Genomic DNA, 11,123 nt, shown 5'->3' with positions numbered 1-11,123 from the left:
ATTAGAAATTTACTGGCAAACTGTTTATACTTCCCGACCCATTTTTATTGAGACAAACAGCATGAGAATCGCGTTAGGTATTGAGTATGACGGGGCTCACTACTACGGTTGGCAGCGCCAGAGAGAAGTCAAAAGTGTCCAAGAAGCGTTAGAAAAGGCGCTGAGTAAGATTGCCAACCATCCAGTGGAAGTGCAGTGTGCTGGGCGAACCGATGCGGGGGTACATGGTACTGGACAAGTGGTGCACTTTGATACCACCGCCGAACGGCAGATGGTCGCTTGGACCATGGGCGCCAACGCGAATTTGCCGAAGGATATTGCAGTACGCTGGGCGATGGCGGTTCCTGATGAATTTCATGCACGATTCAGTGCCACTGCACGCCGTTATCGTTATGTCATTTACAACCATGTTTATCGCCCGGGGATTTTGAATTCTGGTGTCAGCCATTACCACGGCGAGCTGGATGTTGAAAAAATGCAGCAAGCAGGGCAGTACTTGCTGGGGGAAAATGATTTCACCTCATTTCGTGCGGTGCATTGTCAGTCCCGTAGTCCTTGGCGTAATGTCATGCATCTGAATGTGACGCGTCACGGTCGTTATGTGGTGATTGATATTAAAGCCAATGCGTTCGTGCATCATATGGTACGAAATATCACGGGTAGCTTGATAGCCGTCGGGCGTGGTGAGCAGAAGCCAGAGTGGATTCAATGGTTATTAGCACAAAAAGATCGCACCTTAGCGGCGGCGACGGCCAAAGCGGAAGGGCTCTACTTGGTTTCTGTCGATTACCCTGCGCATTTTGGGTTGCCCGAAATGCCAATTGGGCCACTTTTCTTGCCTGATAATTTGAACTAACAGCTAGTAATTGACTCAAAAATAAACAATATTGTGCTTTGGCTAAAGCGTAGAAATAGGTACAACCAGTTTTTTGTCTACAGTTGGCATTTTCTGTGTTTTAATCCACACGCATTTTTGTCGAATTTATCTCTCCTGCTGATGGCGGGAGATTGAGAGTAAAAGGTCTTCCATGAGTTGGCTCGAAAAGATTTTAGAGAAAAGCAACATCGTCAGTTCACGCAAAGCCTCTATCCCAGAAGGCGTTTGGACTAAATGTACATCGTGTGAACAAGTGCTTTATTACGCGGAGTTGGAGCGTAACCTAGAAGTTTGTCCTAAGTGTGATCATCACATGCGCATGAAAGCACGCCGCCGTTTGGAAACGTTTCTGGATCAAGGTGAGCGTGTTGAGCTGGGTGAAGAGCTCGAGCCACAAGACAAACTGAAATTTAAAGATTCTAAACGCTACAAAGAGCGTCTTGCTGCAGCGCAAAAAGCCAGTGGTGAGAAAGATGCGCTGGTTGTAATGAAAGGTTCAGTGCTGGATGTGCCAGTTGTTGCTTGTGCGTTTGAGTTCTCCTTCATGGGTGGCTCAATGGGTTCTGTGGTTGGCGCTCGTTTTGTGCGTGCGGTTGAAGCGGCTATGGAACACAACTGCGGATTAATCTGTTTCTCCGCCAGCGGCGGTGCGCGTATGCAAGAGGCATTAATGTCTCTGATGCAAATGGCGAAAACCAGTGCCGCGCTAGAGCGTTTATCGGATAAAGGCTTGCCTTTCATTTCCGTGATGACCGACCCAACCATGGGCGGGGTGTCAGCGAGTTTGGCGATGCTGGGCGATATTAATATCGGTGAGCCCAAAGCATTGATCGGTTTTGCTGGTCGTCGTGTTATTGAGCAAACCGTACGAGAAGAGCTTCCGGAAGGTTTCCAACGCAGTGAGTTCCTGCTAGAGCATGGTGCGATTGATATGATCGTTGATCGCCGAGACATGCGTCAGCGTGTCGCTAGCTTACTGGCGAAAATGACTGGCCAAGCGTCTCCTCTCGTAGTTTCTGTGAACGACGCGCCAAATGAAGCGCCTTATGCGGTACCAGAAGCCAATAAAAAAGGGTAAAGTAAGCGCTAACTAAACCAACGGATTCTATGGTTGTACGTTAGATGACTCAAAAGCCTGTTCCTCAAGCCACATCTCCACTCGCGGTGTGGCTTGATTATTTAGCCCACATACACACTTCTGCCATTGATCTCGGCCTAGAACGTGTTCAAGCCGTCGCTCAAAAAGCCAAACTCACCAAACCAGCGCCCACCGTTATCACGGTGGCGGGCACCAATGGTAAAGGTTCCACCTGTGCATTAATGGAAGCGATTCTGCTGCAAGCGGGTTATTCCGTTGGCGTGTACAGTTCTCCGCACTTGATTCGCTATAACGAGCGTGTACGCATCAATGGACAAGATCTTGCCGATGAGATGCACACCCAAGCTTTTGCGCACATTGAGCAAGAGCGCGGTGACATAAGCTTAAGCCTATTCGAATTCGGTACACTCGCGGCTCTTTATCTTTTTGAGCAGCAGAAAGTCGATGTCTTGCTACTTGAAGTCGGGTTGGGTGGCCGTTTAGATGCGACCAACGTTGTCGATCACGATGTCAGTGTCATCACCAGCTTAGCGCTCGATCATACCGATTGGCTTGGCAACGACATCGCTGTGATTGGTTATGAAAAAGCGGGCATCTTCCGTTCAGGAAAGCCAGCGATTTGTGGGCAACCTAAGCCACCCGCAACTGTTGCTGCGCATGCCGATGATATCGGTGCCAAACTGCATCAGGTGGAAATCCAATTTAGTTATGAGAAAACCTCAGCAACGACTTGGAATTGGCGCAGTGGTTGCTTTGGATTGACCGATCTTCCCATTCCTTCTCTGCCGTTACCGAATGCGGCAACAGCTTTAATGGCGCTTGGTTGCTCTGGGCTTGCCATCAGCGATATTAATATCGTGGATGGGCTACGGAATGCCCAATTAGCAGGACGAATGCAGGTGATTAGCCATCAGCCTACGATAGTGCTTGATGTAGCGCATAACCCGCACTCAGCCCATTATCTGGTTCAGCAACTGACACAACGCTACCCAGAGCGCACGATTCATCTGGTGTTTGGGATGTTGCATGACAAAGATATTGCTTCAACGGTGGTCGAGTTAAGTCCAGCGGTGACGCATTGGTATCCCGCTTCGTTGTCTGGCCCTCGTGCGGCTACGGCAGCGCAGCTCTGTCAGTATTTACCTGCGGATATTACTCAATATGCCAATCCTGTGTTGGCATTTGAAGCCGCGTTGACACAGGCTGGGGCACAAGATGTCATTGTGGTAGCAGGCTCTTTCCACACGGTAGGTGAAGTGCTTGAACATTGGCAAAAGAGAGGGGAATAAATGGCCAGTAAGTTTCAAAGCCGTTTAGTTGGCACCATAGTGTTGTTCGCCATCGGGGTGATTGTGCTGCCCGATGTGCTTGATGGTAAGAAAACCCATTTTAAAGAAGAGATTGCCAGCGTACCGATTAAACCTGAGCCGGAAGGCGAGGTAGAAAAGTTCGAAGTGCTGGATCCGGTGCAAGATGACATTGCTTTACCTGAAGCGCCAGTTTCTGTCACCCAAACGGGTCAGGATGAGCAAGCCAGCAGCAACAACGACAGTGTTGCACTAACAACGCCGCCTGTGATGAATAACGCCACTCCGGCTAAAGTGGCAGCAGAGCAGCCTGTGCCAGTCACGGTCACTGAGGTTCCAGAAACGAATGAATACCAAGATTCCGCGTGGATCATTCAGTTAGTGGCACTGAAAAATGCCGATAATGCACGCAATCTCGTGGCTGACTTACAAAAGCGTGGTTACCAAGCGCATGTCAAACAAGAGAATGATTTCACCCGAGTGATTATTGGTCCTGATGTTTCAAAATCTAAGTTAGAAACCCAACTCGTGGAATTAGAAAAAATTACCGGTGCTAAAGGTCAATTGCTCAAATTTAAACCACTAAACCCATAAGAAAACGTTTGCGTCGCGTTTTTTTTCTGTTAAAATGCGCGCCAACTTAAGATGTAAGAACTCATGAACTGGTTAGATATTGTCATTTTAAGTGTGATCGGCTTGTCTGCGCTGATCAGTCTTGTTCGCGGCTTTGCCAAAGAAGCCTTGTCTTTAGTGATTTGGTTTGGGGCGTTTTATATCGCTTCGGAGTACTACGCCAAACTGGCGGTGTATTTCACCAACATTAAAGATGACATGTTTCGCAATGGAGCGGCGATTGCGGCTCTGTTTGTGGCGACATTGATCGTCGGTGCTATCGTTAACTACGTGATTGCCCAACTGGTCGAAAAAACAGGACTCTCAGGAACCGACAGAATTCTCGGTGTGGTGTTTGGTGCACTACGTGGAGTGTTGATTGTCGCAGCAGGTCTGTTCTTCATGGATGCGTTTACCGCATTTCCAAACACAGAGTGGTGGAAAAGCTCGCAGCTAGTGCCTGAATTCAGTCGCGTTATTGCTCCGTTCTTTGAACACCTAAAAGCAACATCAAGTTTTCTCTCTGGCGCGATTTAGCGCCGGAGACGGTTGAAATCGAGGATTAGGACATGTGTGGTATTGTTGGAATCGTGGGTACAACGCCTGTAAACCAGTCAATTTATGACGCTTTGACGGTCTTGCAGCATCGTGGCCAAGATGCCGCGGGTATTTGTACCATAGAAAACAATCGTTTTCGTCTGCGTAAGGCAAACGGATTAGTCAGGGATGTCTTTGAAGCGAAACACATGCAACGCCTGCAAGGCAACGTCGGGATCGGCCATGTGCGTTACCCCACCGCAGGTAGCTCTAGCGCCTCAGAAGCTCAACCTTTCTATGTCAACTCTCCTTTCGGTATCACACTTGCTCACAACGGTAATCTGACCAACGCGAACCAAGTGCGTCAAAAGCTGTTTGAAAAAGACCGTCGTCATGTGAATACCACTTCGGATTCAGAGGTGTTGCTCAACGTACTGGCTCATGAAATTGATACCGTAAAGGGTAATGTCACCGCCGAAGACGTGTTCCGTGCAATCAGCAATGTTCACCGTACCATTCGTGGTGCTTATGCGGTGGCGGCTATGATCATTGGTCACGGTATGATTGCGTTTCGTGACCCACACGGTATTCGCCCATTGTGTCTCGGTAAGCGTGAAGTCAATGGTCAGCTCGAATACATGGTCGCCTCCGAATCGGTCGCACTCGATGCGGTTGGGTTCGACTTCGTGCGAGATGTCGCGCCCGGTGAAGCGATTTATGCCACTTTCGACGGTGAGCTCTACACCAAACAGTGTGCCGATAATCCAGCACTCAACCCATGCATCTTTGAATTTGTCTACTTTGCGCGCCCAGATTCGTTTATCGACAAGATTTCCGTTTACAGCGCTCGTGTAGAGATGGGTAAGCGTTTAGGTGAGCGCATCAAAAACGATTACAGCGATCTCGATATCGATGTAGTGATCCCGATTCCCGAAACCTCTTGTGATATCGCCCTACAAATTGCACAGGCGATTGATAAACCATATCGCCAAGGCTTTGTTAAAAACCGCTATGTTGGCCGAACCTTTATCATGCCGGGTCAGCAGCAACGTAAGAAATCGGTACGCCGCAAACTCAATGCGATTCGCTCAGAGTTTAAAGATAAAAATGTACTACTGGTGGATGATTCTATCGTGCGTGGCACCACCTCAGAGCAGATCATTGAGATGGCTCGTGATTCTGGGGCGAAGAAAGTCTACATCGTCTCTGCTGCCCCTGAGATTCGCTTCCCGAACGTGTATGGTATTGATATGCCAAGTGCCAATGAGCTGATTGCTCATGGTCGTGATAACGATGCCATCTGTAAGCAGATTGGTGCCGATGCCTTGATATTCCAAACCTTAGAGGATTTGGTGCAAGCGGTGCGTTGTGGCAACCCAGATATCGTCAAGTTTGAAGCTTCGGTCTTTAATGGCGAATACGTGACCGGTGACATCGATCAGCAGTACTTAGATTTCCTCGAGTCGATGCGCTGTGATGATGCAAAATATCAACGTGAAATTCAGCAAGATCTGGCTAACCTTGAGCTGCATAACGAAGGCGCTTAAGCAAACAAACGGGTTCGGATAATCATCAAAAGGCTTCCCACGGGAAGCCTTTTGCGTTACCCCCTCACGATCGCTAAGCTTTGGTGAGGTGATGGTTTGACTCTCGGCTAGCGGAGGTTACAGCACCATGGCGGCAATCCAACCGAATACGATGAGTGGCAGATTGTAGTGAATAAAGGTTGGCACAACGGTTTCCCAAATATGCTCGTGCTGACCATCCGCATTGAGGCCGGATGTTGGGCCTAAGGTTGAATCGGACGCAGGAGAGCCTGCATCTCCTAACGCAGCGGCGGTACCGACCAGAGCAACGGTAGCCATTGGTGAGAAACCAAACGAAAGACACAGCGGAACATAGATGGTCGCGATGATCGGAATGGTTGAGAATGACGAGCCGATGCCCATAGTCACCAACAAACCTACGACTAACATCAGCAGAGCTGCGAGAGCTTTATTGTCACCAATGCTGGTGGAAAGCGAAGTGACCAGGGTTTCAACGCCGCCAGTGGCTTTCATTACCGCGGCAAAACCGGCCGCAGAAATCATGATAAAGCCAATCATCGCCATCATATGCACGCCTCTTGTGAACACATCATGCGTCTCTTTCCACGCAATCACGCCCCCAAAAGTGAATACCATAAAGCCTGCTAGTGCGCCGATGATCATTGACCCCGTCAACAATTGCACCGCTAATGCAGCCACAATACCGACACCCGCAATCGCAATATGCTGTTTATTGATCGACGAACTTTCTTGCTGCACTACGGTCAATTCCGTTTCTTGATACTCACGAGGTTTGCGATAGCTAAAAAGTACCGCTAGCAACAGACCAAAAATCATCCCTGCTGCGGGCAAAATCATCGCCGTGGGAACTTGGCTTGCGGTGATGCTTTCCAAACCATTTTCATGCAGGTTTTTTAGCAAAATGTTGTTGAGGAAAATGCCCCCAAAACCGACAGGAAGCACCATGTAAGGTGTGATCAAGCCAAAAGTGAGGACGCAGGCGACTAAGCGACGGTCGAGTTTCAGCTTAGCAAAGACACTCAGGAGCGGCGGGATCAAAATGGGGATAAAGGCAATGTGGACGGGGATGACGTTTTGTGAGGCCATCGCCATCAGCAGCAAAGAGATGAGTACGAGGTATTTTAACCCGGTTGATGCTGCGTGGCTTTCTTGGCCGTGAATGCGACGAATCACGCTTTGCGCCAGTAAATCGGTGATCCCCGATTTCGAAATGGCCACCGCAAAAGTGCCAAGCATGGCGTAACTCAGGGCGATCGTGGCGCCACCACCCAAACCGCTTTCAAATGCGGCAACGGTTTCATTCAAACTCATACCAGCGACTAAACCACCGACCACGGCACTGAACGTCAAAGCAACCACGACGTTCACCCGCATCAGGGCTAGCAGCAGCATGACACAAACGGAAATGACTACTGGATTCATATTTTTTCTCGGGATGTTGTGTATCCCCAGCCCACTTGAAGAAGCAAGAAGGGTAGGGATGGGCCTGATTGGTTAAAGCGGTTCATGGGTAGAACGAGCTTCAATTTAAATCGGCATCGTTGTTATTGTCCTTATCATCATTGACCAATGGCCAGCCACCTAAGGCTTTCCACTGGTTGACAATGGTGCAGAACAGCTCTGCAGTTTTTTGGGTATCGTACAAGGCGGAATGTGCCTCGCGATTGTCAAATTCCATCCCAGCAGTTTTGCAGGCTTTAGCCAGCACGGTCTGCCCGAAAGCAAGACCACTTAGCGTTGCCGTGTCAAACGTGGCAAAGGGATGGAAAGGAACACGTTTTAATTTACAACGTTCGCTCGCGGCCATCACGAAACTGTGATCGAAATGCGCGTTATGCGCCACAATAATGGCGCGGCTGCAATCTGCGGCTTTTTGCTCTTTGCGAACCAGTTTGTAAATCTCTTTTAATGCATGATCTTCACTCACCGCCCCCGTAGTGGGCTAAACGGATCGTAAATGCCGGTAAATTCTAGTGCGGCTTTTTCGAGATTCGCGCCTTCAAAGGGTTCGACATGAAAATGGATAGTACTTGCTGGGTGTAAATCGCCGTTTTCATCCATACTCAAGGTGACAGCACAAATTTCTAAAAGCGCATCGGTTTGCGCATTGAATCCTGCGGTCTCTACATCGATAACCACAGGAAAATAGCCACGAAAGCGTTTTTTCAAGGTTAGCGCGTCATTTTTATCAGTCATGCGGGTTCTAAATTGTGTGATAAGGCTGGCATTATTGCAGATTCTGCGGTGGAGCAAAACCTAGCTTATCTAAATCGCGGCAATTAATTGTTCAATAAAGAGAAGCGATAAGGTTGAAAGGGATTCATTCAAGGCTGTTTTGCGGCAAGCAAGTTGTTTGGGTACCGTCATGCCAGTATCGTGCTGGCTAGATTTTTGCATCATCTCCACCAAGTCTCGCAGGCGGCAAATTATCGCCTGAGCATGCAGTATCAGTAGTGAGAAAAAGTATTTATGAATAAATGGGTTATCACAAGTTTGTTTGCCATAAGCACCTTATCAGCGTCCGTCGCTTCGGCGTTGGAAGTGCGTTATGTGGCAACACCACAACAGTCTACGTGGCAAATGGCAACCAATACTCCGTTGGAATGCCGCCTTGTGCACCCGATCCCCAACTATGGTGACGCCGAGTTTTCGTCTCGCGCGGGCAAGAAAATCAATCTCGACTTTGAATTAAAAATGCGTCGCCCAATGGGGGATACCCGTAATGTCAGCCTAGTCTCTATGCCTCCGGTTTGGCGGCCGGGTGAAGGGGCAGATCGCATAACGAATCTGCAGTTTTTCAAACAGTTTGATGGTTATATCGGTGGGCAGACCGCGTGGTCGTTACTCAGTGAACTGGAAAAGGGGCGCTACCCGACCTTCAGTTATCAAGATTGGCAAAGCCGCGATCAACGTATTGAGGTTGCGCTCTCTTCAGTGCTGTTTCAGCAACCCTACAATGAGTTTAGTGACTGTATTTCCAAGCTATTACCTTACAGCTTTGAAGACATATCGTTTACGATTTTACACTACGACCAAGGCACCAGTGTTGAGTTGAATAAAGCGTCACAAAAGCGTTTGGCACAGATCGCTGAATATGTACGCTATAACCAAGATATTGATTTAGTGCTGGTTTCCACCTATACCGATTCAACAGACACCAATAACAATAGCCAAAATCTATCGGAACAACGGGCTGAGGTACTGCGCGAATACTTTAAATCGATCGGGTTGCCGGAAGATCGTATTCAAGTGCAGGGCTATGGCAAACGTCGGCCGATTGCCGATAACGCTTCGCCGATTGGTAAAGACAAAAACCGCCGCGTGGTGATTTCACTAGGCCGCACTCAGGTGTGATAGCGAGTCACACCTGAATCGTGAGGGGGAATTGGCTGGGTGACGCCCTTAATTGAGGCGGAACTGAGCAATAATCTCGCATTTCGAGGCGGTGTCTATATGTTGCACCATGTGTGCGATCTCTGGGTTTGGGTGACGCTTCATAAAATCGAGAAGTGCTTTACGGCAGCAGCCTAAAGAATCAATAAAAGCTTCGCAGCTCGGCTTATGGCACTGAGGGATCAGCGTGAGGACGCGCTCTGAGGCCAGTTGTAGGTATTTAAGCTCGTATTGATTATCGCCCATGGTGCGCCAAAACTTGGCCATATTGTGGCAAGAGATCACCGAGATCATCACACGATCTTCCATGTCAATCTCTTCACTTTCATCCAACTGTTGGCTGACGGTGAGCGCTTGTTGATAGTGAAGAATGCTGCGCAGGTGGTCTGACTCCTGCATAGCGATATCGGCTAATAGGGTATGCCTTTCCCACTCTTTTATATTCATCACACCTTCTCCTTGATTATCTGTTGCCTCAGATTAATTGATAATTATTATCATGTAAATGACAGGAATTGTGTGGGAATTATGCATTGCAGAAAAAGGGTGGAAGAACAGCGCGCAAAAAATGCCGTCCATAAGACGACATCATGCATCAGAATCGGCGATTAGCCTTCAAGACCTGCATGGGCTTGCTTGTTTTGGATGAGCTCAATCATGTAACCATCAGGGTCTTTCACGAAAGCGATGTGAGTTGTCCCGCCTTTCACTGGGCCTGGTTCACGGGTTACAATGCCTCCCGCCGCTTTGATGGTATCGCAAGTCGCATAAATATCATCAACCCCAATCGCGATATGGCCGTATGCGTTGCCTTTCTCATAGTCCGCCACGCCCCAGTTGTAGGTCAGCTCAATGACTGCACCTTGGGATTCATCACCATAACCTAAGAAGGCGAGGGTGTATTTGTACTCAGTATTCTCATTTTTGCGCAGCAGGCTCATACCCATTACTTGAGTATAGAATTCGATCGATTTATCCAAATCGCCGACGCGTAGCATGGTGTGCAAAATACGATGGTTGGACATTAAGAGCTCCTTACTTTCCGGATAACGGTTTTTTGGGAAATTAGCTTTCTGGGTACACTTTATCTTTGAATTCACAAAGATCTTCGATAATGCAACTGCCACAACGTGGTTTGCGCGCGACACAGGTGTAACGGCCATGCAGAATCAACCAGTGGTGCACATCGAGTTTAAACTCATTAGGTACGACTTTGAGTAGCTTGTGCTCTACTTCATCGACGTTTTTGCCGACCGCAAATTTGGAGCGATTGGAGACGCGAAAGATGTGCGTATCCACCGCAATAGTCGGCCAGCCAAAGGCGGTATTCAACACCACATTGGCGGTCTTACGTCCAACGCCGGGCAGCGCTTCTAATGCTTCACGATCTTCCGGCACTTCACCTTGATGTTTTTCAAGCAAAATACGGCAAGTTTTGATGACGTTTTCGGCTTTAGAGTTAAATAAACCAATGGTTTTTATATACTCTTTGACCCCATCCACACCCAGATCAAGCATGGCTTGTGGCGTATTGGCCACCGCATAAAGTTTATCGGTGGCTTTGTTGACGCTGACATCGGTCGCTTGCGCGGAGAGCAGCACCGCAATCAGCAACTCAAAGGGGGAGTTCCAGTTTAATTCGGTTTCGGGTTTTGGGTTGTTAGCCCTCAGCCGTTCTAAAATTTCAATCCGTTTCGCGTTATTCATTAGACGGGTTGGCTTCCTTGATC

Annotated in this window: 12 protein-coding genes and 1 pseudogene; 7 read left to right on the top strand and 6 right to left on the bottom strand. The window is 48.5% G+C overall.

Going from position 1 to position 11,123, the window contains the following annotated elements:
* Window positions 1-61 precede the first annotated feature (61 nt).
* The 6 genes from truA to purF all read left to right on the top strand — a co-directional run bounded on the left by truA (window position 62) and on the right by purF (window position 5,979).
* Window positions 62-856: a tRNA pseudouridine(38-40) synthase TruA gene (gene truA, locus CEQ48_RS13915; RefSeq protein WP_089071650.1), complete on the top strand. Its 795-nt coding sequence runs from the start codon at window positions 62-64 to the stop codon at window positions 854-856.
* A gap of 172 nt (window positions 857-1,028) precedes the next feature.
* The gene (gene accD / locus CEQ48_RS13910) at window positions 1,029-1,955 is read left to right on the top strand and encodes an acetyl-CoA carboxylase, carboxyltransferase subunit beta (protein WP_089071649.1); all 927 of its coding nucleotides are present in this window, start codon (window positions 1,029-1,031) and stop codon (window positions 1,953-1,955) included.
* A gap of 44 nt (window positions 1,956-1,999) precedes the next feature.
* Entirely contained in the window at window positions 2,000-3,265 is a 1,266-nt protein-coding gene (folC, locus tag CEQ48_RS13905) for a bifunctional tetrahydrofolate synthase/dihydrofolate synthase (protein ID WP_089071648.1), read from the top strand.
* Window positions 3,266-3,877 (top strand): SPOR domain-containing protein, encoded by a 612-nt coding sequence (locus CEQ48_RS13900; protein ID WP_089071647.1) that lies wholly within the window; start codon window positions 3,266-3,268, stop codon window positions 3,875-3,877.
* A gap of 63 nt (window positions 3,878-3,940) precedes the next feature.
* On the top strand, window positions 3,941-4,432 hold the full coding sequence (locus CEQ48_RS13895) for a CvpA family protein (RefSeq protein ID WP_001104251.1): 492 nt from the start codon (window positions 3,941-3,943) through the stop codon (window positions 4,430-4,432).
* A gap of 32 nt (window positions 4,433-4,464) precedes the next feature.
* On the top strand, window positions 4,465-5,979 hold the full coding sequence (purF, locus tag CEQ48_RS13890; protein ID WP_089071646.1) for an amidophosphoribosyltransferase: 1,515 nt from the start codon (window positions 4,465-4,467) through the stop codon (window positions 5,977-5,979).
* A gap of 117 nt (window positions 5,980-6,096) precedes the next feature.
* Here the strand turns inward: purF and CEQ48_RS13885 are convergent, their stop codons facing one another.
* The 3 genes and pseudogenes from CEQ48_RS13885 to CEQ48_RS20480 form a co-directional block, all read right to left on the bottom strand.
* Entirely contained in the window at window positions 6,097-7,422 is a 1,326-nt protein-coding gene (locus CEQ48_RS13885; RefSeq protein ID WP_001880817.1) for a Na+/H+ antiporter family protein, read from the bottom strand.
* A 100-nt stretch (window positions 7,423-7,522) separates the two neighbouring features.
* Window positions 7,523-8,196, bottom strand: a pseudogene (rnt, locus tag CEQ48_RS13880) (ribonuclease T).
* Between the two features lie 69 nt (window positions 8,197-8,265).
* Complete coding sequence (locus CEQ48_RS20480; protein WP_001938608.1) at window positions 8,266-8,400, bottom strand: hypothetical protein; 135 nt, start codon at window positions 8,398-8,400, stop codon at window positions 8,266-8,268.
* A 69-nt stretch (window positions 8,401-8,469) separates the two neighbouring features.
* Between CEQ48_RS20480 and motY the strand changes: the two genes are divergently transcribed.
* Window positions 8,470-9,354, top strand: a complete 885-nt coding sequence (motY, locus tag CEQ48_RS13875) for a flagellar protein MotY (RefSeq protein WP_001045948.1) — start codon at window positions 8,470-8,472, stop codon at window positions 9,352-9,354.
* A 48-nt stretch (window positions 9,355-9,402) separates the two neighbouring features.
* Here motY and CEQ48_RS13870 read toward each other — a convergent pair whose 3' ends face one another.
* The 3 genes from CEQ48_RS13870 to nth form a co-directional block, all read right to left on the bottom strand.
* On the bottom strand, window positions 9,403-9,840 hold the full coding sequence (locus CEQ48_RS13870; protein ID WP_198301300.1) for a DUF2753 domain-containing protein: 438 nt from the start codon (window positions 9,838-9,840) through the stop codon (window positions 9,403-9,405).
* A gap of 161 nt (window positions 9,841-10,001) precedes the next feature.
* Window positions 10,002-10,418: a lactoylglutathione lyase gene (gene gloA, locus CEQ48_RS13865; RefSeq protein ID WP_000064966.1), complete on the bottom strand. Its 417-nt coding sequence runs from the start codon at window positions 10,416-10,418 to the stop codon at window positions 10,002-10,004.
* A gap of 40 nt (window positions 10,419-10,458) precedes the next feature.
* Window positions 10,459-11,100, bottom strand: a complete 642-nt coding sequence (nth, locus tag CEQ48_RS13860) for an endonuclease III (protein ID WP_089071644.1) — start codon at window positions 11,098-11,100, stop codon at window positions 10,459-10,461.
* Window positions 11,101-11,123: the final 23 nt, after the last annotated feature.

The organism is Vibrio tarriae, from assembly GCF_002216685.1.
Classification (GTDB): domain Bacteria; phylum Pseudomonadota; class Gammaproteobacteria; order Enterobacterales; family Vibrionaceae; genus Vibrio; species Vibrio tarriae.
Note: the sequence above shows the minus strand (reverse complement) of the source record. Positions and strands in the feature narration are given on the sequence as shown.

Bases quoted from the DNA above. Each gene is read 5' to 3' on its own strand.
- CEQ48_RS20480 (WP_001938608.1), bottom strand. From the start codon at position 8,400: ATGATGCAAAAATCTAGCCAGCACGATACTGGCATGACGGTACCCAAA.
- accD (WP_089071649.1), top strand. From the start codon at position 1,029: ATGAGTTGGCTCGAAAAGATTTTAGAGAAAAGCAACATCGTCAGTTCA.
- CEQ48_RS13885 (WP_001880817.1), bottom strand. From the start codon at position 7,422: ATGAATCCAGTAGTCATTTCCGTTTGTGTCATGCTGCTGCTAGCCCTG.
- CEQ48_RS13895 (WP_001104251.1), top strand. From the start codon at position 3,941: ATGAACTGGTTAGATATTGTCATTTTAAGTGTGATCGGCTTGTCTGCG.
- gloA (WP_000064966.1), bottom strand. From the start codon at position 10,418: ATGTCCAACCATCGTATTTTGCACACCATGCTACGCGTCGGCGATTTG.
- motY (WP_001045948.1), top strand. From the start codon at position 8,470: ATGAATAAATGGGTTATCACAAGTTTGTTTGCCATAAGCACCTTATCA.
- purF (WP_089071646.1), top strand. From the start codon at position 4,465: ATGTGTGGTATTGTTGGAATCGTGGGTACAACGCCTGTAAACCAGTCA.
- nth (WP_089071644.1), bottom strand. From the start codon at position 11,100: ATGAATAACGCGAAACGGATTGAAATTTTAGAACGGCTGAGGGCTAAC.
- CEQ48_RS13870 (WP_198301300.1), bottom strand. From the start codon at position 9,840: ATGAATATAAAAGAGTGGGAAAGGCATACCCTATTAGCCGATATCGCT.
- folC (WP_089071648.1), top strand. From the start codon at position 2,000: ATGACTCAAAAGCCTGTTCCTCAAGCCACATCTCCACTCGCGGTGTGG.
- truA (WP_089071650.1), top strand. From the start codon at position 62: ATGAGAATCGCGTTAGGTATTGAGTATGACGGGGCTCACTACTACGGT.
- CEQ48_RS13900 (WP_089071647.1), top strand. From the start codon at position 3,266: ATGGCCAGTAAGTTTCAAAGCCGTTTAGTTGGCACCATAGTGTTGTTC.